At 42.9% G+C, this 21,039-nt stretch carries 23 protein-coding genes; 4 read left to right on the forward strand and 19 right to left on the reverse strand.

Annotation, left to right across the window (positions count from 1 at the left end; translation table 11 throughout):
* Positions 1-73 precede the first annotated feature (73 nt).
* The 3 genes from DM09_RS08965 to DM09_RS08975 all read right to left on the reverse strand — a co-directional run bounded on the left by DM09_RS08965 (position 74) and on the right by DM09_RS08975 (position 4,614).
* Complete coding sequence (locus tag DM09_RS08965; protein WP_157753688.1) at positions 74-796, reverse strand: hypothetical protein; 723 nt, start codon at positions 794-796, stop codon at positions 74-76.
* A gap of 142 nt (positions 797-938) precedes the next feature.
* Positions 939-2,813 (reverse strand): sensor domain-containing diguanylate cyclase, encoded by a 1,875-nt coding sequence (locus tag DM09_RS08970; RefSeq protein ID WP_038250087.1) that lies wholly within the window; start codon positions 2,811-2,813, stop codon positions 939-941.
* Between the two features lie 637 nt (positions 2,814-3,450).
* Complete coding sequence (locus DM09_RS08975) at positions 3,451-4,614, reverse strand: citrate synthase (protein WP_038250090.1); 1,164 nt, start codon at positions 4,612-4,614, stop codon at positions 3,451-3,453.
* 194 nt (positions 4,615-4,808) lie between these two features.
* Here DM09_RS08975 and DM09_RS08980 point away from each other — a divergent pair, with 194 nt between their 5' ends.
* Both DM09_RS08980 and DM09_RS08985 read left to right on the forward strand, forming a co-directional pair.
* Positions 4,809-5,219, forward strand: a complete 411-nt coding sequence (locus DM09_RS08980) for a glutaredoxin family protein (protein WP_038250093.1) — start codon at positions 4,809-4,811, stop codon at positions 5,217-5,219.
* A gap of 5 nt (positions 5,220-5,224) precedes the next feature.
* Positions 5,225-5,881 carry a response regulator gene (locus tag DM09_RS08985; protein WP_038250095.1) on the forward strand — a complete coding sequence of 219 codons (657 nt, stop codon included), beginning with the start codon at positions 5,225-5,227 and terminating at the stop codon, positions 5,879-5,881.
* 21 nt (positions 5,882-5,902) lie between these two features.
* On the opposite strand, the gene dnaB is transcribed toward DM09_RS08985, so the two are convergent.
* From dnaB to DM09_RS11670, 16 genes are all read right to left on the reverse strand, one after another.
* On the reverse strand, positions 5,903-7,285 hold the full coding sequence (dnaB, locus tag DM09_RS08990) for a replicative DNA helicase (protein WP_232507799.1): 1,383 nt from the start codon (positions 7,283-7,285) through the stop codon (positions 5,903-5,905).
* The gene (rplI, locus tag DM09_RS08995; RefSeq protein ID WP_232507800.1) at positions 7,286-7,735 is read right to left on the reverse strand and encodes a 50S ribosomal protein L9; all 450 of its coding nucleotides are present in this window, start codon (positions 7,733-7,735) and stop codon (positions 7,286-7,288) included.
* Positions 7,732-8,736: a DUF2232 domain-containing protein gene (locus DM09_RS09000; protein WP_038250100.1), complete on the reverse strand. Its 1,005-nt coding sequence runs from the start codon at positions 8,734-8,736 to the stop codon at positions 7,732-7,734. The genes rplI and DM09_RS09000 overlap by 4 nt, the downstream gene beginning before the upstream one ends.
* A 31-nt stretch (positions 8,737-8,767) precedes the next feature.
* Positions 8,768-9,124, reverse strand: coding sequence for a 30S ribosomal protein S18 (gene rpsR, locus DM09_RS11875; RefSeq protein ID WP_038250102.1), 357 nt, complete (start codon positions 9,122-9,124; stop codon positions 8,768-8,770).
* Position 9,125: 1 nt separating this feature from the next.
* Positions 9,126-9,467, reverse strand: coding sequence for a single stranded DNA-binding domain-containing protein (locus DM09_RS09010; RefSeq protein WP_198401664.1), 342 nt, complete (start codon positions 9,465-9,467; stop codon positions 9,126-9,128).
* Positions 9,448-9,897 carry a 30S ribosomal protein S6 gene (rpsF, locus tag DM09_RS09015; RefSeq protein ID WP_038250104.1) on the reverse strand — a complete coding sequence of 150 codons (450 nt, stop codon included), beginning with the start codon at positions 9,895-9,897 and terminating at the stop codon, positions 9,448-9,450. Before rpsF ends, DM09_RS09010 begins: the two co-directional genes overlap by 20 nt.
* A gap of 167 nt (positions 9,898-10,064) precedes the next feature.
* Entirely contained in the window at positions 10,065-11,018 is a 954-nt protein-coding gene (locus tag DM09_RS09020) for a class I SAM-dependent methyltransferase (protein WP_038250107.1), read from the reverse strand.
* A 30-nt stretch (positions 11,019-11,048) separates the two neighbouring features.
* Positions 11,049-12,110 (reverse strand): chorismate synthase, encoded by a 1,062-nt coding sequence (aroC, locus tag DM09_RS09025; protein WP_038250108.1) that lies wholly within the window; start codon positions 12,108-12,110, stop codon positions 11,049-11,051.
* Between the two features lie 152 nt (positions 12,111-12,262).
* Positions 12,263-13,045: an enoyl-ACP reductase FabI gene (locus tag DM09_RS09030; RefSeq protein ID WP_038250109.1), complete on the reverse strand. Its 783-nt coding sequence runs from the start codon at positions 13,043-13,045 to the stop codon at positions 12,263-12,265.
* Positions 13,046-13,128: 83 nt separating this feature from the next.
* Positions 13,129-13,758 carry an imidazole glycerol phosphate synthase subunit HisH gene (hisH, locus tag DM09_RS09035; protein ID WP_038250112.1) on the reverse strand — a complete coding sequence of 210 codons (630 nt, stop codon included), beginning with the start codon at positions 13,756-13,758 and terminating at the stop codon, positions 13,129-13,131.
* 3 nt (positions 13,759-13,761) lie between these two features.
* Positions 13,762-14,349 (reverse strand): imidazoleglycerol-phosphate dehydratase HisB, encoded by a 588-nt coding sequence (hisB, locus tag DM09_RS09040; protein ID WP_038250115.1) that lies wholly within the window; start codon positions 14,347-14,349, stop codon positions 13,762-13,764.
* Positions 14,350-14,351: 2 nt separating this feature from the next.
* Positions 14,352-15,653, reverse strand: coding sequence for a histidinol dehydrogenase (hisD, locus tag DM09_RS09045; RefSeq protein ID WP_038250117.1), 1,302 nt, complete (start codon positions 15,651-15,653; stop codon positions 14,352-14,354).
* Positions 15,653-16,360 carry an ATP phosphoribosyltransferase gene (gene hisG / locus DM09_RS09050; protein WP_038250121.1) on the reverse strand — a complete coding sequence of 236 codons (708 nt, stop codon included), beginning with the start codon at positions 16,358-16,360 and terminating at the stop codon, positions 15,653-15,655. The genes hisD and hisG overlap by 1 nt, the downstream gene beginning before the upstream one ends.
* 14 nt (positions 16,361-16,374) lie before the next feature.
* Positions 16,375-17,634 (reverse strand): UDP-N-acetylglucosamine 1-carboxyvinyltransferase, encoded by a 1,260-nt coding sequence (gene murA / locus DM09_RS09055; protein ID WP_038250124.1) that lies wholly within the window; start codon positions 17,632-17,634, stop codon positions 16,375-16,377.
* Positions 17,635-17,718: 84 nt separating this feature from the next.
* Positions 17,719-18,558, reverse strand: a complete 840-nt coding sequence (locus DM09_RS09060) for an ion transporter (RefSeq protein ID WP_038250127.1) — start codon at positions 18,556-18,558, stop codon at positions 17,719-17,721.
* Positions 18,559-18,913: 355 nt separating this feature from the next.
* The gene (locus DM09_RS11670; RefSeq protein ID WP_198401665.1) at positions 18,914-19,186 is read right to left on the reverse strand and encodes a hypothetical protein; all 273 of its coding nucleotides are present in this window, start codon (positions 19,184-19,186) and stop codon (positions 18,914-18,916) included.
* A gap of 147 nt (positions 19,187-19,333) precedes the next feature.
* On the opposite strand from DM09_RS11670, the gene dapD reads away from it, so the two are divergent.
* Both dapD and DM09_RS09075 read left to right on the forward strand, forming a co-directional pair.
* Positions 19,334-20,155 carry a 2,3,4,5-tetrahydropyridine-2,6-dicarboxylate N-succinyltransferase gene (gene dapD / locus DM09_RS09070; protein ID WP_038250134.1) on the forward strand — a complete coding sequence of 274 codons (822 nt, stop codon included), beginning with the start codon at positions 19,334-19,336 and terminating at the stop codon, positions 20,153-20,155.
* Between the two features lie 113 nt (positions 20,156-20,268).
* The gene (locus DM09_RS09075) at positions 20,269-21,018 is read left to right on the forward strand and encodes a TIGR01458 family HAD-type hydrolase (protein WP_232507801.1); all 750 of its coding nucleotides are present in this window, start codon (positions 20,269-20,271) and stop codon (positions 21,016-21,018) included.
* The last annotated feature ends 21 nt before the right edge of the window (positions 21,019-21,039 follow it).

Genomic DNA, 21,039 nt, shown 5'->3' on the forward strand with positions numbered 1-21,039 from the left:
ATGACTGCTGCAATTGGAACTTAAATCCATTACTCATAACAACATTGCAAACACAATGATAATGCAGCCACACTCATAATGCCAACTCCAGTACTACGCTGTAATTACCATCCAAGTGTTTTTTACTACGCGGTTTGAGAAAAAAATATCCAGCACAGTTGATCTCTCGCGCCAAACCCATTGACCCTGAGCTGCTTGCTTTGAAAATTGCATAGATAGCAATAGACGCGTGGTGATGTTGACACAAGATCAGAAGGGATAAACCACTCAGCGACAAATCATCAATATCAGCAACCACGTTATCCACGCTGTGATGCAAAATCATATTGTACACATCAACATGATTGCATGTTACTAACGTTTGTCGGTCGCTCCGTTGCATGAGTAATGCAACCTGATTGCCGACATGTACATTGGCTGTTAGAATTACAGTCAGCTTAGGTGGGCAATCCGCCAGGGCTAGTTCTTGTTGCACCAAATCTTCAGCACCCTGTTGCTGTTCACCATCTTCTACGATCAGCCAATCCCGAGAAAAAACCGATATTTCATATGCACCCAGCTTCTCCTCAATATACTGTCGCCAAGGATGATTCGGCATGCCGTTCCAGCGTTTAGGTCGGAATACACGCTGTATGGCAGGATAAGCAGCCAACAGGTCTGAACTTTCTCGAACACTGCTGGCCACCATAACATGCATGCCATGGTGGCTTAAATGGGTACACAGTGATTGGGCCTCAGAAACATCATCATCCATAATCAGACCCACGGAAAAAGTTCGATTTATAGTTGGTTGCATACATGTACATTAAACGTGTTATAAAACTTGGGCAACTTGGGTATATCACTTAGGGGATATCACTTACTGTGCGGAATATCATAAAAAGATGACATCCAAAACCACTGGCCAATTCCGTAACAACAACCTTGCAAATACGGCCTTAATACTGTTCCATATCCCCGCTTCTCATATCCTCTTGAAAATGCAGCGTCTGATTACGACCTCGATCCTTGGCTTGATACAGCGCAATATCAGCATATTTCACACACTCCCAAAAACCAGCGCCATCCTCAGGGAACATTGAATAACCCACAGACAGTGTTTTCTTAAGTGGTCCCTGCGGAGTTTGAAAGACATGTTCTTCCATCATCATGCGAACCCGTTCAGCTAACTCCTTACATCCTTCCACATCAGTATCCGGCAACAACAACAAAAACTCCTCGCCACCAAAACGAATAGCTAGATCAGACGCTCGTGCTGCCTTCTTAAGTATTGTTGCCAACTCTTTTATCACCATATCGCCGATATCATGACCGTAATTATCATTTACCTGCTTGAAAAAATCGATATCACACATCAATACGCCAAGCGTACTGTTCTGGCGAAGACTACTGGCTGTAAGCGTATCAACATACTCTTCAATAAAACGACGGTTATACAACCCTGTCATGGGGTCGCGCATGGCTGTATTCTTCAATGATTTCATCAGCTGACGCGCTTCAATTACCGGAGCAGCTTGATTCAAATATAGCTTGGTAGTCTGCTCAATATCTGGGTATTGCTCCGCCTCCTCTGCAGTCATAACCATTTGTAACACACCACCGACGCGACCGGATAACCTCATCGGAATACACACATGCACCATATCCCTCTGCTCCTGAGCTACCCCACAAAAATGAGGGCAAATATGAGGGTTATTAATGCTAGATACACAGCTCGCCGTTCGTTTGGCACGACAAGCATCGGCATTCATCAAAATTTCAGGGTCGCACCACAGCTCACTCTCCTGCTGCAAACCTTCGGCAAAAATCAGAGCCAGATGCTTATCATCCTCCTCAACCTGATAATAGGAGAAACTGTGTAATCCAAAATGCTCCTTTAACACATGGCGAATGCGGCCGTATATCTCGTTCAAATCCAGATCATTCTCAACGGCCTGTTTAAACCTTGTCGCCCCCACCATTTCATCAACCATTCGAACCGTATGGTTCAACAGGTTCTTTTCACCCCCATCGGAGCGCCTGTGTCCCCCCAAAGACTGAATGCGATCGGATATCCTGCCCATACTCTGATCAAGAGTATCCATTAATATATTGGTATACTTGGCGATTTCCCCAATCTCATCTTTGCTTGATGAGGTGATTCGCCCACTGAAATCACCTTGGATCGCACTGCCAACAACAGATTTCAGCTCTTCCACTGTCACCACCATCGGAGCAAACAAACGCTTTAGAAAGTAACCCAGACATAAACCGAACACAACCAACAGTACTATCAGCGGAAGGATAGCAAACAACTCGGAATGCCGCATGTTTTCAAGCGAGAAACCCAGTGTCACCACACCGTTAATCGTTCCCTCTGGCACCTGATGACATTGCAGGCAGTTCAATGACCCTGTACTTCTGGCAATATAGGGAATCGTAATTTGGTAAAGGCGTTTATCCTTTTCGCTAAAAAAACGTTCCTCCCACTGCCCCGTCGCCAACACTCGCTTCTCCATCTCCAACTTTACCTGCTCACCTTCAATACCAGGCCCAAACTGACGAATAACAGGCTCACCCCGAACCACCCTAACATCATCAAGACCAGGAATGGTGCGCAAGCGTTTGAACAGCGTATTCCTCTCACCAATAACCCCGGTACGCATCTGTTCAGTTAGCGAAATTCGCAACATCTCTGCCGCCATTCGTCCCTGCTCACGAATTGTATCACGACTGAAATAACTGAATGACTGAATGGTCACAATCGAAAAAAGAAGGATAAGCACTACTGATGTCACCATGGTAAACCATAGCCGTTTTTTCTTTAGCGTCATTCTCACTCCCCACAACTAAAATCGAGAGGAATATTAAGAAACTCTAAACAAGTCACAATAAGGTATTATACTTATAGAAGATGGGTCAACATGGGTCGATGCCATGCTTCGCATACATTGTATGCAGTTGTTGGGACAACCCTCATACAAATTGTTTTCCTATGACATCGAAAGCTTTTGGGATACAATAAATAAATATTTATGCGATAATTTTGGGTAAAATCTTGGTGGTTTCAGCCCAAAACCATTCAAACACCAATAATCATATGACATGAAAAAAAATCATACGTTTACATTTCCCTCGGCATCCCAAGACATTGTAAATAAATTACAACATGCAAAGTTAAGAAAATCCTGAATAAGCCTTGAATTTGTATCTTGCGTCCAGTACATCCAAACGCTGCATTGTACGTTGAGCAATAGTCAGGACTATTCCATCAACGCACACCTCGCCTACGATCGCCTACTTTTGGTAATTTTAAAGACTCTGAATCACAATCTATTGCATCCAGACTTGTTCAGAACGTCTTGAAAACTAATAGTCAATGATGGATATTTATCCTTTATCATCAATGGAAAAATATATTTTATAATATAGCTGAGAACATCAAATCTTTTAAAGCGTTTAAAAAATAACTTACGTTCTATCTTCCATAGGAATGTAACTCTGACTGGTTTTTCCCGTATAAATCTGCATAGGTCTATAAATTCTACCATCAGCCAATTGTTCACGCCAATGCGCCAACCAACCTGCTACACGCGACACAGCAAAAATAGGTGTAAACAAGTCTGTTTCAATACCAAGCTTGCGATACACAATACCTGAATAAAAGTCCACATTAGGACACACGCCTTTTTTACCCAAAGTATCTTTTGAGAACTGCTCTATATAACGAGCAATTTCATAAGTCGGATCTTCGCCTACTTCTTTTGCCAACTCACCATATAACTTTTGTAATAAGGTTGCTCTAGGGTCTTTAGTTTTATAAATTCTATGTCCTAAACCAGCAATTTTCTTCTTATTGGCAAGTTTGTCTTGTAAATACTTCTCTGCATTTTCTAACGAGCCTATCTCATCTAACATATGTAATACATCTTCATTCGCTCCGCCATGCAATGCGCCAGATAATGAACCTACAGCCGCACTAATGGATGAATAAGGGTCTGCTTGGGATGATGCCACCACCATGGTCGAAAATGTACTGGCATTCATCGTATGTTCTGCATGGACAATTAGTGCTACATCCATAATACGCTCTGCCAATGGGCTAGGCTCTTCTCCAGTTAACATATAAAGAAAGTTGGCTGCGTGTGATAAATCATCACGCGGTTGGATTGGGTCATCACCTTTCCGCATACGTGCATGCGCAGCTACAATCGTTGGTAGTTTTGCAATCAGGCGTAGGTAAACTTCACGAATCTCATCTTCACCCAGCTGTTGATTCAAACCTTTTTCAATGGGGTAATACATGCCCAATACCGCCACACATGCTTGCAGCGCATCCATAGGGTGAGCCGACTCGGGAAAACATTTCATCATATCACGAATACGAAACTTAATACGGCGATGATGACGTAAGTCCTCGTCAAACTTAGCCAGCTCTTCAGCTGTAGGTAAACGACCATAAATCAATAAAAAGGATGTTTCTTCATACGAAGACTTCTCAGCCAACTCTTCAATATCAATACCTCGATATGCAAGCACACCTTGCTGCCCATCAATCGTTGATACTGCAGATTCTGCAACGGGAATGCCTGCAAGCCCTGGTGAATAACATGAAATATCATGCTCTGAAGTCATCATCATCTCCTTATCTTGTACACGAAGCAATAGCGTCAACAACCAACGCGCAACTTAATGCAAAACAAGCTACATTTTGCACTAATATTGTCAATATTGCACATACAGCATTAAAAAGTCGTGAAATTCAAATGCAAACTGCTAGCATCGCATCTCATTTTCAATATTTACGATACCAATTGGGGCTTTAGCACATGCTTAAAAAGATTTTACTTAAAATATTTCGTGAAGGTGTGGGTGGTTTGATGGCTTTTGTGAGCTGGTTGACCAAACCTCGTAAAATCAAACGTAGCCCTGAAGAACAACAACGTATGGATGCCATCGCTGAAAACATGTCCATATATCAATTTTTCGCTTGCCCTTTTTGTATAAAAACACGGCGTACTGTTCACCGTTTAAATATCCCTTTGGAATACCGGGATGCGCAAGTACGAGGTGGCGAACATCGCACCACGCTTGAAAAAGAAGGTGGGCAAATTAAAGTACCTTGTTTACGTATTGATGAGGCTGGGCAAACAACATGGTTATACGAATCCAATGATATTATAACTCACCTCAACAAAACATTTGACCCTGAATTTAGTGCTAAAACTGACAGCAAATAAATCGCATGAAGCTTTATCACGCCTTACTGCTTGAGGATGAAAAAGCAACACGTCATCTCTTAGGCAAAGCCATCAAAATTCATCCTGAATTAAGGCTTTCTGCGGCAGTAGGTAGCTGTGAAGAAGCTATAATTGTCTTAAAAGAACACCAACCTGACATTCTTATTGCAGACTTAGGTTTGCCCGATGGGCATGGTGTCAAAGTGATCGCTCAAGCCAAGCAACTCTACCCAGAGATTGAAATACTGGTTGTTACCATGTTTGATGATGAAGAAAGTGTTGTAAGCGCCTTAGAAGCTGGTGCAAGCAGTTATTTGCTAAAAAAACAGGCCTTTGAAGAACTTGGTGATGCCGTGATGAGCACCTTGCGCGGTGAATCGGCCATTAGCCCAGAAATCGCACGCCACCTCATCAAACGCTTCAAAAAACAAGATGAACAACATATACCACAAGCCATAAACCCTCTGACATCAAGGGAAAATGAGGTTTTACGGTTTATTGCCAAGGGTTATAGTTACGATGAAATAGCAGCATCTTTTTCTTTATCAACCAATACTGTGCGCGCCCATATTCGCAACATTTACCGAAAACTTGCTGTCAGCTCTCGCTCCGAAGCCGTCTTTGAAGCCACCCATCTGGGTTTTATTGATTTAAAAGAATAATCCCACTTTTATATCAGAAGCTTAGTCAAAACCTTTGGCTAAATTTTCAAAACGCGTAAATTCTTTTCTAAATGCAAGATGTACTGTTCCAGTCGGGCCATTCCTTTGTTTGGCAATGATAATCTCTGCTTTACCTTCATTCTCAGGTTTTTTATTATAAACTTCATCACGATAAATAAACATAATCACATCGGCATCTTGCTCAATCGCACCAGATTCCCGCAAATCGGACATCATTGGGCGTTTATCGGAACGTGATTCTAATGAACGGTTCAACTGTGATAACACCAAAATAGGCACATCCAATTCTTTCGCCAAACCTTTGAGGGAACGGGTCATTTCACTGATTTCCAAGTCTTTACGTTCTGCTGCTGTACCTGTCATCAATTGTAGGTAATCAATTAACACCATATCAAGGCGACCATTATCGCGCTTTAAACGCCTACACTTGGCTCTAAGGTCATGCACTGTAATCGCAGGTGTATCATCAACAAAAATGGCGGCATCAGAAAGTTTCGCCGTACCTGCTGCAAGTTTGCGCCAATCATCAGGTACAAAACTACCTGTACGCATTTTTGACATATCCACTTGGGATTCTGCAGCCAATAAACGCATGGAAATTTGTTGCGCTGACATCTCCAATGAAAACACTGCCACAACATTTGCATTACCTTCATCACGAATGGCAGCATTTTGTGCCAAGTTCATCACAAATGCCGTTTTACCCATACTGGGTCGCCCTGCAATAATAATCAGGTCGCCACGCTGCAAACCAGCCGTACTTTCATCCAAATCAATAAAACCCGTGGATACCCCCGTGATTTTTCGCTGATCTTCATAACGTTTTTGTAGTTCTTTATAACCTTCTTGAATCAGCTCTTTTAAGGAAAAAAAGTTTTTCTTATCTTGGCTAAAACTTTCCGATACGGCCAAAATCTGTGATTCAGAAATATCCAAGTGCTCTGCCACAGGTTTCATTGGGCTTTCATATACTTCTTGCGATATTTTTGAACAAACTTGTAACAAACGACGTAAAATTGCACGCTCTCGCACAATTTCAGCATAATGCCTAACATTTGCCGAAGTCGGAATCAGTGAAATCAAATCACCAAGATACACTTCTCCACCGCATTCATCCAGCTGTCCAGAGCGCTCCAAATAGTCTTTAACTGTTAAAGCATCAACAGGGTGATTTTCAGCGGATAAAGCATCAATCGCAGCAAATATTTTACCATTGGCTGCAATATAAAAATGATCAGGCGATAAAATACCCTCCAAACGCTCTAAGGCCTCTGGATCAAGCATAATTCCACCCAGCACGGCACACTCAGCATCCCGCGCATGAGGGGGAACCCGTTCACGCAAGCCTAGCTCACGTGTCGGGGTATTGCCTTCATCAATCAATTATACTTCAGCTTCAATGTTAACTTTAAGTTCTGCAACCACATCTGGATGCAAGCGCACACGGAATTCATGTTCGCCTACTTCTTTAATTGGCGCATCCAACAAAATGTCACGGCGGGCAACATCAAAACCTTGTTCATTAATCATTGCTGCTAATTCAGTAGCACCAATAGAACCATACAAATGTTTGCCATCAGAAGTTGCTCGAATAACAACCAAGTCCAAAGCAGATAGTTTTTCAGCTTCAGCTTTTGCAGCAGCTAGAACTTCTGCTTGTTTATCTTCCAATACTTTACGACGACGCTCAAATACTTTTACATTACTAGCATTTGCAACAACCGCTTTGTTTTGTGGCAATAAAAAGTTGCGACCATAACCATCACGTACTTTTACTTCATCACCAACGTTTCCGAGTCCTTCTACACGTTCCAAAAGAATCAAATCCATCATTTTTCTCCTGTTGTCGAAACCATATTTCGACGAAAATTAAACCAAAAATCAAGTAGCCCAACCACAATAAATAATATTATCACAGCAGACCAAAAAAATAACATCACATACATCACTATAATTGTGTTCACCATGTTACGGCTCTCAAACCAAGCATGCGCAACCATGACACCTTGTACAGCAACCAAACCTGACAATACCAGCAAACCATTCATGGCTATATATTGCAAATCACCTGTTGCCAGCCATGCCATTGCTGCAAATGCAATCCACACATAAATCAACAATGTAGGCAAAGCAAAGTCTAACATGCCGTTTTCATTGCCTTGGTAAAAGCCATACCGTTTCGCCGTTTTACGTGCATAAACAATATTGCCCCACCACACAAACCATAGGCTAAACACCAGCAAACCCGGGAAGATTTTGACCACCCAGCTTTGCAACTGACGAATCGCGTCCAAAGCTTGCGTTTCAGACACTGGAGCACTCTTCATCATGTCATCAAACATGGGTTTAAAGAGCTCAGAGACAAAAGCCTGAATTCCAGTTGTGTCCATGGCAATCATTAAAGTGAGTATCACCACTGTAAATAAAACAATAGCCAATACCCACGCTGCCTGACCCAAACCTTCACGCTGCATGGTTTTTGCGGTTAAAGCTGGTGTTACGGCAAACACCACAAAAAAAAGTAATGTCACATACATATTTCCTGATGACAAAAACAATATCAATGCAGATGCAATAGCTCCAACTTGCAAACTGTAAAACAGCCCGCCACCAAACAAGATCAAAGCAAACACGCTAGGCACTGCCAAGTGCAACAACATGCCCACCATCAGCATCAAAAAGCCAATGATAGGAAGGTTTCCAAACAACACACTAAACCCATAAGCTGCTGTTAACATCACTACAACCATCGCCGCACAAGGCACACGATTGGTCAGAAAGAAATCTGCCAACTTGGGTAAAGCTACAGGTTTCTGTTCAGTGCCTTGGTTCATGTTAAGGCTTGCCTTATGGTGAACAAATCAATCAATCGTGATGCAAAGGTGTGAACGACAATAATGCCAAAACACGTGCGCGTTTAATCGCAGTAGTCAATTGACGTTGATGTTTTGCACAAGTGCTTGTCACACGCGAAGGGATAATTTTATAACGCTCTGAAACAAATTGTCCCAACAGTGCAGGATCTTTATGATCAATTGTTAATGTTTTATCTGCACAAAACTTGCAGAACTTACGACGACGTTGGAATTTACCACCACGTCCACCAGGACCACGACGCTGTGGGCGCTCAGGGCGACCACCTTCAGTGCGTGCTGGGCGTGTAGGACGCGCGTCAGCAGCAGGTGCAGTCGATTCAGTTTTTACTGTTTTTTCTTCACTCATTCTATTCTCCTAAATTATTCTTATCTAATAAATCTATACGGCTCAGCCAAACTTCTACCTGCCCCCATCGTTGTTGCCCATCACGACTATAATAACGACGGCGCAACTCGCCTTCGACATGCACATACTCACCTTTGAACTTGATTAACTTTTCAGCCAATTCACCTTCTGCACGCAATGGCATAGGTTGTTCATCCAACATGGTGGCTCTTTTCTGCCCCAAGTGTGGTCTGTGTATAATCAAAGAAGCAACAACAGCAAGACTTCCATCTGGCATCCAACGGTCATGGATATCATCAACGACACCACGAAGTTGGGCTGTATTAAGCTGTAGCTTCTCCACTTTCTTCCTTAGCAGCTTTTTCTTCTGCTTTAGGTTCAACTTTCGCTGCATCAGTCGTTTCTTCAGCTTTTGTTTCTGTTTCAGCTTTTGGCTCTTCTGTAACAGCAGTTGAACGACGACGCAACAATGGCGATGGTTCATCAGATAGTTCTGTAATACTTGTGGTTAAAAAACGTAGAATACGTTCATCCAAACGCAAAGACTCATCGATAAGCTTAGCAACTTCTGCTGCGCCATCGGTAACAAGCAATGCGTAATGACCACGGTTACGTTTTTGGATAGAATAAGCAAGTGAACGAACACCCCAGTATTCGCGTTTCACGATACGGGCTCCTGCTTTTTCGATTTTCTCAACCAATTCATTGGTAAGAACTTCGGTATTTTCCTGAGATACATCAGGGTTTACGATAAACACTGTTTCGTAATACATAGCGCTCCTCTTGGCATGATTATCCTTCGATAATCGTTGCTCTGAAACATTTTTAGGCGCGTTCAGAGCAAGGTTATTTTAGTTTCACTGCACATTGCAGCGTGCGGCAGCATAGGCAATCCCTGACGAAAGTCAATGCTATCAAGACCTGTCATGAACCGACCGTATTACTTGGGTTTTAGAACAAAGGAAAAATCTTGTGCATAATGATGGATCCCTGGAAGCTTAAACAACTCATCTTTCATAAACTGAAAATCATAATATGCGGCAGACCGTTGTTTTTGGTTATGCATTTGCACTTCTGCATGTGGCTTCTTACTTTGCTGAACTACAGGTGGTGTTAAGTCACGTTTCCAGTGTTTACTTTTGGGAAGTTTTGATAAACTACGCAAACCTTTTTTAAAGTTATAACTGTATGTTTTCTCAATACGAAATCCCGCTTGATCAAACAACAATGTTAAACTATCCATAGAAAAAAAGTATATATGCCCAGCACCACTGAATGCAGGCGACTCGTATTGGGTATAGTAGTCAATTAGGTTTTGTGCATCTGCCAAACCATTTGGCACAGACAAGTAGAATATTCCACTATCATCAAGAATACGCCTACACTCTTTTAGAAATGTAAGCGGTTGTGGCACATGCTCAAGAATATCTTGCACACGCACCGCATCAAAAAATCCTGCATCAAAACCCACATCTTCGATTTCACCAGCCCTAACATCCAAACCCAGCTTGCTTTGAACCGATGCAACAACCTCAGGGTTTATGTCTGTACCATACACCTGCCATTGAGATCCTTGCTGTACACCTGCTAAGAAATCACCACTGGCACAGCCAATATCCAACAACTTTCCTTGGTTTAAACGTGGTACAAGATATTTTCTAGCAAAGGCTGAACCTTTGCCCTGCGCCTTAAAGTTGTCACCCTTATAAAAGGTATAGTCTTTAGAGTAATGTTCTGCCAAAGCATCTGACGATGGTATAGGCGAAAAAAAAGAGGCTTGGCAAGTTGGACAAGTTCGTAGGTCATAAACTTCAGCACCTGAAAGTCTTGCTTTTGCAAAAAATAAAGTGGGATCTGCAGTATCACAAATTAAACACTTCTCTGGATTATTCATGGTGAACCCAATGAGGTTGAAAAAACAATACTACAACCGACTCGCACGCTGTCGAAGCAGATGGTCGGCAAGTGTTAAAGCAAGCATAGCTTCAGCAATAGGTACGGCGCGAATACCTACACATGGGTCGTGGCGACCTTTGGTGACAATTTCAGTTTCATTGCCATGAATATCTATCGTTGGGCGCGGTTTCAGAATCGATGATGTTGGTTTTAAACCCATACGTACATGAATCGTATCCCCGTTCGTAATACCACCCAATACGCCACCTGCATGATTACTTTGGAAACCATCCTTGCGAATAGCATCGCCAAACGCGGAGCCACGCGCTTCTACACAGGCAAAACCATCACCCACTTCTACGGCTTTTACCGCCTGAATACTCATCATAGCCTTAGCTAAATCCGCATCAATGCGGTCAAACACGGGTTCACCCAAACCTGCGGGTACTCCTTGCGCTTCAACCGTGACCGAAGCACCAATAGAGTCTCCTGTTTTACGAAGTTTATCCATAAATGCTGCCATCTCTGCTGCTGCATTGGCATCAGGTGAGAAAAAGGGGTTGTTATAAATTTCATCAAAGGAAAAGTTGTCAGCATCTATCTTAATCGGACCAATTTGATCCACCCAGCCACGAATAGACACACCAAAACTGGCTAAAAACTTACGCGCAACAGCACCCGCAGCCACACGCATGGCTGTTTCACGCGCTGATGAACGACCACCACCACGATAATCCCTAACACCATACTTTTCATGGTATGTGAAATCAGCATGACCTGGGCGAAACTTATCTTTAATGTCGGAATAGTCTTTGCTGCGTTGGTCTGTATTACGAATCAACAATGCAATTGGGCAACCCGTGGTTTTACCTTCAAATACACCCGATAGAATTTCAACTTCATCGGCTTCACGGCGTTGTGTTGTATATTTGGATTGCCCAGGTTTACGTTTATCCAAATCAGGTTGAATATCCGCTTCCGTTAATGCTACGCCCGCAGGACAGCCCTCAACAATCGCAACCAATGCCTTGCCATGCGATTCACCTGCCGTGCTGACACGAAATATTTGACCAATACTAGAACCTGACATTTGTTATCCCTAATCTTTCACTCATAAATCATCATAAATAATGAATTATCTTGCCTAGATAGTATTCCCTAGCGAGGCGGAACAAGCAAGCTTACTACTGTAAGTGCGCGTTTCCAACGCTGCTAGTGAATAGTAGATAGGTAAGTTAAGCATTATTCGCCTGGGTCGCCTGCACCGACATGGAACCCCGCATCCACATAATGCACTTCACCCGAAACACCTGATGCTAAATCGGATACCAAATATGCAGTCGTATTACCGACTTCCTCTTGGCTTACATTGCGCCCCAACATGGAGCCTCGCGCGCTTTTTGCCATCAACTGTTTAAAATCACCCACAGCTGATGCAGCCAATGTACGAATAGGGCCAGCTGATACCGCATTCACCCGAATACCACGACTATGCCCCAAATCATCTGCCAAATAACGTGTTGATGCTTCAAGCGCAGCTTTAGCCACACCCATCATGCCATACCCCGGAATAGCACGTTCTGCACCCAAGTAGGTCATGGTCACCATGCTACCACCATCATTCATAATACCTGCTGCACGTTGCGCACATGCAATAAATGAATAAGCTGAAATGTCCAATGCCAATTGGAAATCTTGGCGACTAGCCTGTGAAAAAGGATTACGTAGTGCATCTTTATTGGCAAAAGCAATGGAGTGGATCAAAAAATCCATTTTTCCCCATTTTTCTTCAACCTTAGCAAAAAATGCATCCATTTCAGCATCTTCACCTACATCCATAGACTCAATCAAGGTCGCACCAACTTGTTCTGCCAATGGGCGAACACGTTTTTCCAATTGTTCACCAAGGTAGTTGAAACCAAGCTCTGCACCTTGTTTATGGCAAGCTTGCGCTACACCCCAAGCAATAGATTTATTATTGGCCAAACCTAAAATTAAGCCTTTCTTTCCTTCAAGAATACCCATGGAGTCCCCTTTGAACATATTGTATTACTGATTTTCTTTTCACGAACACTAGCAGCAAGATTTTTTTTCGCATCTTACGCTATTTATGGTTTCCAGTTGATAAAACCTTCCAATAGTTGCATACCAACTTTTTGGCTTTTCTCAGGGTGGAACTGCATACCCAACACGTTATCTCTACCAATTACAGCGGCAAAAGGAAAGTCGCCATAGGAACATGCCGCCAACAAATGCCCTGGATTACGCGGTGCACAATAATAAGAATGAACATAATATACCTGATCACCCTTTTTAATTCCTTGAAACACGGGGTGCGGTTTACCTTGCGGTAACACCACATCATTCCAACCCATATGTGGTATTTTAAAACCCCGTGCTACATGATCTTCAGGAAAAGCCTTTACTTCACCCTCAATCAAATTTAACCCAGCATGCACACCAAACTCATACGAACGTGTCATCAACACTTGCATGCCTAAACATATACCCAAAAAGGGTGTGCCCTTGTTGACGGTTTCTACAATCGCATCCGCCATACCCGTTGCTTTAAGGGTATGCATACAATCACGAAACGCACCCACACCTGGCAATACAATACGCTCATAATCAGCAATTGCCGCAGCATTCTGCACCAGCTCGACTTTAGCACCCGCTTTTTCCAAGGCCTTGGCAACCGAATGCAGGTTACCCATGCCATAATCAACCAAACCAATCATGAGTTATAGCGTACCTTTGGTACTCGGAATACCACTTTGGCGTGGATCAGCCTCAACCGCCATACGCAAAGCACGACCAAATGCTTTAAATACGGTCTCTGCAATATGATGGTTATTGATACCTCTTAGGTTGTCGATGTGTAAACTCATACGCGAATGATTCACTACAGCTTGAAAAAATTCTTTAAACAAGTCCACATCAAAACTTCCAATCATTTCTTTAGGAAAATTCACATGGTATTCCAAATCAGGCCGACCTGACAAATCAAGAACCACACGTGACAACGACTCATCCAATGGCACATAAGCATGCCCATAACGTACAATACCCTTTTTATCACCAATAGCATCACGCAGCACTTCACCAAGGCAAATACCAATATCTTCCACCGTATGATGGTCATCAATATCAATGTCACCTTTGGCATCAATACGCATATCTATCAAACCATGGCGTGAAATCTGCTCCAACATGTGGTTTAAGAAAGGGATAGGTGTATCCAGTTCACATACTCCGGTGCCATCCAAGTTAATTGACAGTTTAATCTGAGTTTCTTTCGTATTTCTTTCAATACTTGCACTACGAGCCATATCTATTCCCCTTTATCCTGTAACCTTAGCTCTAACGTCAAAGCATGACATTGCAAACCCTCACGGTGTGCCAAGTGTGCTGCTTCAGCACCAATTGCAGCCACACCTTGCGGTGTTGAACGAATTACACTACTTCGTTTTTGAAAATCATACACACCCAGTGGACTAGAAAAACGTGCTGTACGATTGGTAGGTAATACATGATTAGGCCCTGCCATATAATCACCAAGTGCCTCAGGCACAAAATGACCCAAGAAAATCGCACCTGCATGTTTAATTTTAGGCAACATGGCATCTGGGTCTTCTAAAGCCAATTCCAAGTGCTCAGGCGCAATAATATTTACAGCTTCAGCTGCTTCATCAAGGCTATTCACAATAATAAATGCACCATGGTTTTCAACAGATTCTTTTGCAATAGGCGCGCGCTCAAGCACACGCAAATGTTGCATAATTGCCGCTTCCACTTGATCTGCCAAAACCTCATCTGTAGTAATAAAAATACTTTGGGCAGCTTCATCATGCTCTGCTTGGGATAAAAAGTCTGCCGCCAACCATTCTGGATGCCCGCCATCAGCCACCACTGCAATTTCTGAAGGCCCTGCAATCATATCAATGCCACATGTACCAAACACCTGACGTTTGGCTGCTGCCACAAACTTATTGCCCGGCCCTACAATTTTATCCACTGCTGGAATTGTTTCCGTACCATAAGCTAAAGCTGCTACGGCTTGCGCACCACCCACCGCAAAACCTTGTTGCACACCAGACACATAAGCTGCTGCCAAGACCAAATCATTCATCTCACCTGCAGGTGTGGGTACAACCATCACAATCTTTTCAACACCAGCCACATGCGCTGGCACTGCATTCATCAATACAGATGATGGATATGCTGCTTTACCGCCGGGCACATACAAACCCACACTATCCAAAGCTGTGATTTTCTGACCCAAAGTTAAACCTGCATCATCGGTATAATCCCAATCTGTTTGTACTTGTTTTTCATGGTAAGCTTTGATTCTATCCACAGCCAATTGCAACGACTGTCTATCCATATCCGACACATCAGACCAAGCCTGCTTCATGCGTTCACGACTAATCACCATGTTTTCAGCCGTACAATCCCAACCATCAAATTTCGCTGTATATTCACATAGTGCAACATCACCACGTTGTTTCACATCCAACAAAATATCCGATACTAGGTTTTGCACATCTGCACCCGTATCGGTTTCACGCGACAACAAAGCATCCAATTGCGCTTTATAATCGGCACTATTTGCATAAATACGTTGAATCTTCATCACTTCATACTCTCTACATCTTTTTTAGCCAACGCTTTTTCTCTGTCTTCCACAGCTTCACGCAACTTGTTAATCACCGCTTGCACTTGTCTTTTCTTGGTGACAAAACTTGCAGGGTTGGCAATCAAACGGCTAGATACATCAAACAATGTGGTTTCTTCCACTAAGCCATTCGCCTTGAGCGTATTACCTGTTTCCACAACATCCACAATTCGGTCTGCCATACCCACCAAAGGTGCAAGCTCCATCGAGCCATACAAGTGAATCACTTCAGCATGTACACCTTGTTCCAAATAATATTGTTCAGCAATATTGTCATACTTGGTCGCCACACGAATACGCCCACCAATCACTGAAGAATCACCCGATTCTACGGCATTTTTAGGCCCACACACACACAGGCGGCACTTACCTATCTTCAAATCCAAAGGTTCATATACATGGGGTTTGTGCTCCAACAATAAGTCACGTCCTGAAATACCTAGGTCTGCAGCACCCTGCTCCACATAAGTACACACATCAGCCGCCCGAATAATGAGGAAACGGATTCTGCTACCTGCCCAATCTTCAGGACCATCCACCATCAATTTGCGCGTGGTTTGCACATCTTCTTTGGGCATCAAGTCAGCAAATTCTAACAAGGGCAAGGTTTGCTCCAAGATTCGCCCTTTGGATAAGGCAATGGTTAACACTGGTTTATCTGACATATTCGTTCTTACCCTTATATATAGTGGCGCTCAATATTGGCACCCAAACTACGCATTTTTTCTTCAATTCGCTCATAACCACGGTCAATATGATACACGCGAGACACCACAGTTTCACCTTCTGCCGCCACACCTGCAAGCACCAACGATGCCGATGCGCGTAAATCTGTCGCCATCACTGGCGCTGCAGAAAGCTTTTTAACACCTTTAATCACTGCCGTATGCCCATCCAACTGAATATCCGCACCCATACGCACCAATTCTTGCACATGCATAAATCGATTCTCAAAAATTGTTTCTGAAACCAAACTTGTACCCTCAGCCACACACATCATCGCCATAAACTGGGCTTGCAAATCAGTAGGGAACCCAGGATGTGGCATGGTATGAATATTCACAGCCTGCAAGCGCTCTGGCGCAGCACAGCGAATAAAATCATCACCCACTTCAACGGTAGCCCCTGCTTCTTTCACCCGCGCTAAAAATGCATCCAACAATTTAGGGTCTGTTTTGGTTACGGTAACATCACCTCCCGTAATCAAACCTGCCGCCAAATAGGTTGCTGTCTCAATTCTGTCAGCAATGGTAAAAATATCACCACCAGAAATACGCTCTACACCTTGAATCCTAATGGTATCCGTACCATCACCTTCAATCTTAGCACCCAAAGCGCGCAATGAATCGGCAAGATTGACCACTTCAGGCTCACGTGCTGCATTTTCTAACACTGTTTCACCCTTGGCTAACACCGCAGCCATCAAAATATTTTCAGTGCCTGTCACCGTGACTTGATCAAAGAAGATGCGCCCACCATGCAAACCATTGGGTGCCTTGGCAATCACATCACCATGCTCAACACTGATTTCTGCACCCATCACTTCCAAAGCTTTAAGATGCAAATCAATGGGTCTTGCACCAATCGCACAGCCACCAGGCAAGCTCACTCTAGCCTCACCAAAACGCACCAACAATGGCCCAAGCACCAAGGATGATGCACGCATGGTTTTAACCATTTCATAAGGTGCTTCTGGTTTATTTGCTTCCCGCGTATCAATGGTTAAACAATCTTTGTCGTCATAAATGACATCCGCACCTTGCCACGCCAACAAATTGGTCATGGTCGAAATGTCATTCAAATGCGGAATACGGTGAAAAGTAACAGGGCCATCAGCAAGAATAGCTGCTGCAAGTAATGGCAATGCTGCATTTTTTGCACCACTGCTTTCAACACTTCCTTGAAGCGGAACGCCACCTTGTATCACAATACTTTCCATGCTCACCACCTATACCAGTCTGCCGCAGCGTAGCGACATTGTGTACAAGGCTCAATATTTATAGGTAAACCGCACTTTTTCTGGCTATTTATCACGAGAGTCAACACTTTTTTCTAACAATGTTTCAATTCTCTGTAGCCTATTTTCAATCATAGACGTATGTTCTTTGATGTAATGCACTTCGCCAGCTTCACCTTCACCTGTTTCACGACTCATTTTTTCATGTTCAGTTTGCATCACATCAAGGATGATACCAATCATCATATTCATAAAAACAAAGGTTGTTAGGAAGATAAAGGTTAAATAATATACCCAGCTCCATGCATATACATTCATGGTCTCATACATCACATCTGTCCAATCCTCAAAGGTAGAGACACGGAACAAGGTCAGCATAGAAATGCTAATATCTCCCCATAAGGTGGCATTGATTTTTTCAAACAGAAAGCTACCTACTGCGGCATAGATATAAAAAATAATAAACATCAATACCAGTACATAACCCATACGCGGAATGGCAATAATTAACGAGTTAATCAATACCCTAAGCTCAGGAATAATGGATACCAAACGCAGCACACGGAAAATCCGAATCAAACGCGCCAAAAGCACCATTTCACTATCATCAATCGGCAATAAACTTACGCTCACAATCAAGAAATCAAATACATTCCAAGCATTTTTAAAGAAGTTGAAAAAGTACTTTTCCGCCAACATACGAATAATGATTTCAACCAAGAAGAAAATGGTAATGCCTGTATCCAGCACATAAATAACAGACATCCAGCGCGGATCCATATCATACGTGGATGCGCCAATCATCAAGGCTGACACAATAATAATCGCAATCACAGACAATTCAAAAGCTTTATTGCTTCGAATTGCCATAAACTTATCATGCCATGAAGCAGTTACCAAACTCATATTTACACCAAACCTCATCCCAACTTCATTCTTATTTTATTGCGCGCATTGTAGGGTACTTTCATTTATTTGGTATCAAATTTATACACGCCGTCCCAAGCTTGCGATGAGTCAGTGATAAAGGTTTGGCAATGTTTATATATCACATAAAGTTTAAAAGTATCATGTTTGGCATACAAAGCCTTAAACATATGATTAAAAGCTTGCACCAACACCCCCCACCATCCAATCTATCTACAGTTACCCTCCACCCCACTACACCCGTTCCGCGCAGCCTGTGAGTTACCGAATAGATTTTGTGATTTTCTTTACAATTTAAACACTACCCAATAATACCAATAGCATTCGCAGCTGCTTATAAGGTAACATAACTTCTGCCATAAACGTAAACCTCCGCCTTCACGGACAACGCCACACTATTTGCAAATGATCGCACATGCGTCACATATGCTTGATTCCCCAACACAACCAAATCTTGATTCAAAGCTAAGTATTGAAACAGCACCTGTTGCAATGCCTGACGCTGTTCACCCTGAAAAACACTAGCAAACATATGCGGCAAATGATTCTCTATATATACCAAAGAAATATATGATAGGCTTAATGTTTTAAATTTTGGGGCTGACACGAACGGCACGAATTATATAAGTGTAACATTTTGCCAAAACCTTGCAATAATGGACTTTTAACGCTTGGGTTTGCTTCCCATTGGTGAACATCATAGGCTTGGCAACATTCAAAATACCTAAACAAAGTTTTCTTAAGGAGCACGACTATGAACCACTTACAAAAAGTCATCGAACAAGCATGGGATACCCGTGACACATGGGATATGCACAATGTAGCCACAGAAATACGCGAAGCCGTAGTGCGTACCATAGACCTTTTGGATGATGGCGGCATTCGTGTAGCCGAGCGCGATGACAACGGTGTATGGAAAACCAACGAGTGGATGAAAAAAGCGGTGCTTTTATTCTTTAAATTGCATGACAATGAAGTTGTTCGTGGTGGTGACACCAACTATTACGACAAAGTACCGCAAAAATTCGCCAACTGGGGCGAAGAGATGTTCCGCAAAGGTGGCATGCGTGTGGTTCCGAATGCAACGGTACGTAAAGGTTCATTTATCGCACCCAAAGTGGTGTTGATGCCATCTTATGTCAATATTGGCGCTTATGTAGATGAAGGCACCATGGTAGATACCTGGTCAACTGTTGGTTCATGCGCACAAATTGGTAAAAACGTACACTTATCTGGTGGCGTTGGTATTGGTGGCGTATTGGAACCACTACAAGCAACCCCAACCATTATTGAAGACAACTGTTTTATTGGTGCTCGCTCTGAGATTGTTGAAGGTGTAATTGTTCGCGAAGGCTCTGTAATTTCTATGGGTGTATATATCGGAAAATCAACGCGCATTGTGAATCGTGCAACTGGCGAAGTCACTTATGGTGAAGTTCCGCCTTATTCTGTTGTTGTTTCAGGCTCTATGCCTGGTGCATCAGGTGGCCCAAACTTATATTGTGCAGTGATTGTTAAAACAGTGGATGAAAAAACGCGCTCCAAAACGGGCATCACTGAGCTTTTACGCGAGTAATTTTCTACAGCAACATCAAGGCAAAAGGTTAAGGAAAAAGGGTTATGGTTTATACATAACCCTTTTTTATTGCTCACTTTACAACAACAAGGTTTATGGGGTATACTGCTTTTATGGTTCAAGCTGTTTTACTCGATTTAGATGGCGTACTTTATGTGGGCAACCAAGTCATCAGTGGTGCAGCACAAGCTGTACAACGCTTGCATGATGCAGGCATTAAAGTTGCAGGTGTAACCAATACCACCACCCAAGCCAAACACAGCGTCGCTCAAAAACTGCAAAAACTGGGTATTCCTCTTGACGAACAACATCTGTTCACGCCGGCATCTCTGGTACAAAACCATATCGGCAACAAAACTGCTCGCTTATATATTCGTGATGATTTACACACAGACCTTCAAGTACAACAAAGCAACACAAAACCGGATTATATTGTGATGGGAGATGTTGGCGGTTTGGGTTACCCACCACAAGTATTGCATGAAATATTTTTACATCTTATGCAAGGTGCTGATTTACTTGCCCTGCATAAAAATCGTTTTTGGCAAAAAGAAGATGGTTTACACCTAGACTTGGGCACATGGGTTGCAGCCCTCGAATATGCATCGGGTAAACAAGCTAAGGTCTTTGGTAAACCATCACAAGATTTCTTCTTACATATTTGCCAACAACTAGGCGTTAACCCTGCACAAGCCTTGATGGTTGGTGATGATATTGAATCAGATATTCTGGGCGCTCAGCAGGCAGGTTTACAAACTGCTCTGGTGCAGACAGGCAAATACAATAGCGATTTTGTAAAACAAACAGGTATTCAAGCTGACATGCTGATCCACTCAGTCGCTAAGCTTAACACCCATTTATGATTCTTCTCTATAAGACCTATG

It is taken from the genome of Ghiorsea bivora (assembly GCF_000744415.1).
GTDB classification, from domain to species: Bacteria; Pseudomonadota; Zetaproteobacteria; order Mariprofundales; family Mariprofundaceae; genus Ghiorsea; species Ghiorsea bivora.

Coding starts and splice junctions, on each gene's coding strand:
- DM09_RS09075 (WP_232507801.1), top strand. CDS start 20,269: ATGGTTCAAGCTGTTTTACTCGATTTAGATGGCGTACTTTATGTGGGC.
- murA (WP_038250124.1), bottom strand. CDS start 17,634: ATGGAAAGTATTGTGATACAAGGTGGCGTTCCGCTTCAAGGAAGTGTT.
- DM09_RS08980 (WP_038250093.1), top strand. CDS start 4,809: ATGCTTAAAAAGATTTTACTTAAAATATTTCGTGAAGGTGTGGGTGGT.
- DM09_RS09020 (WP_038250107.1), bottom strand. CDS start 11,018: ATGAATAATCCAGAGAAGTGTTTAATTTGTGATACTGCAGATCCCACT.
- DM09_RS09060 (WP_038250127.1), bottom strand. CDS start 18,558: ATGAGTTTGGTAACTGCTTCATGGCATGATAAGTTTATGGCAATTCGA.
- DM09_RS09030 (WP_038250109.1), bottom strand. CDS start 13,045: ATGGGTATTCTTGAAGGAAAGAAAGGCTTAATTTTAGGTTTGGCCAAT.
- dapD (WP_038250134.1), top strand. CDS start 19,334: ATGAACCACTTACAAAAAGTCATCGAACAAGCATGGGATACCCGTGAC.
- rpsR (WP_038250102.1), bottom strand. CDS start 9,124: ATGAGTGAAGAAAAAACAGTAAAAACTGAATCGACTGCACCTGCTGCT.
- aroC (WP_038250108.1), bottom strand. CDS start 12,110: ATGTCAGGTTCTAGTATTGGTCAAATATTTCGTGTCAGCACGGCAGGT.
- DM09_RS08965 (WP_157753688.1), bottom strand. CDS start 796: ATGCAACCAACTATAAATCGAACTTTTTCCGTGGGTCTGATTATGGAT.
- DM09_RS08975 (WP_038250090.1), bottom strand. CDS start 4,614: ATGACTTCAGAGCATGATATTTCATGTTATTCACCAGGGCTTGCAGGC.
- DM09_RS09000 (WP_038250100.1), bottom strand. CDS start 8,736: ATGAACCAAGGCACTGAACAGAAACCTGTAGCTTTACCCAAGTTGGCA.
- rpsF (WP_038250104.1), bottom strand. CDS start 9,897: ATGTATTACGAAACAGTGTTTATCGTAAACCCTGATGTATCTCAGGAA.
- DM09_RS08970 (WP_038250087.1), bottom strand. CDS start 2,813: ATGACGCTAAAGAAAAAACGGCTATGGTTTACCATGGTGACATCAGTA.
- rplI (WP_232507800.1), bottom strand. CDS start 7,735: ATGATGGATTTGATTCTTTTGGAACGTGTAGAAGGACTCGGAAACGTT.
- DM09_RS08985 (WP_038250095.1), top strand. CDS start 5,225: ATGAAGCTTTATCACGCCTTACTGCTTGAGGATGAAAAAGCAACACGT.
- hisH (WP_038250112.1), bottom strand. CDS start 13,758: ATGATTGGTTTGGTTGATTATGGCATGGGTAACCTGCATTCGGTTGCC.
- hisB (WP_038250115.1), bottom strand. CDS start 14,349: ATGGCTCGTAGTGCAAGTATTGAAAGAAATACGAAAGAAACTCAGATT.
- hisG (WP_038250121.1), bottom strand. CDS start 16,360: ATGTCAGATAAACCAGTGTTAACCATTGCCTTATCCAAAGGGCGAATC.
- hisD (WP_038250117.1), bottom strand. CDS start 15,653: ATGAAGATTCAACGTATTTATGCAAATAGTGCCGATTATAAAGCGCAA.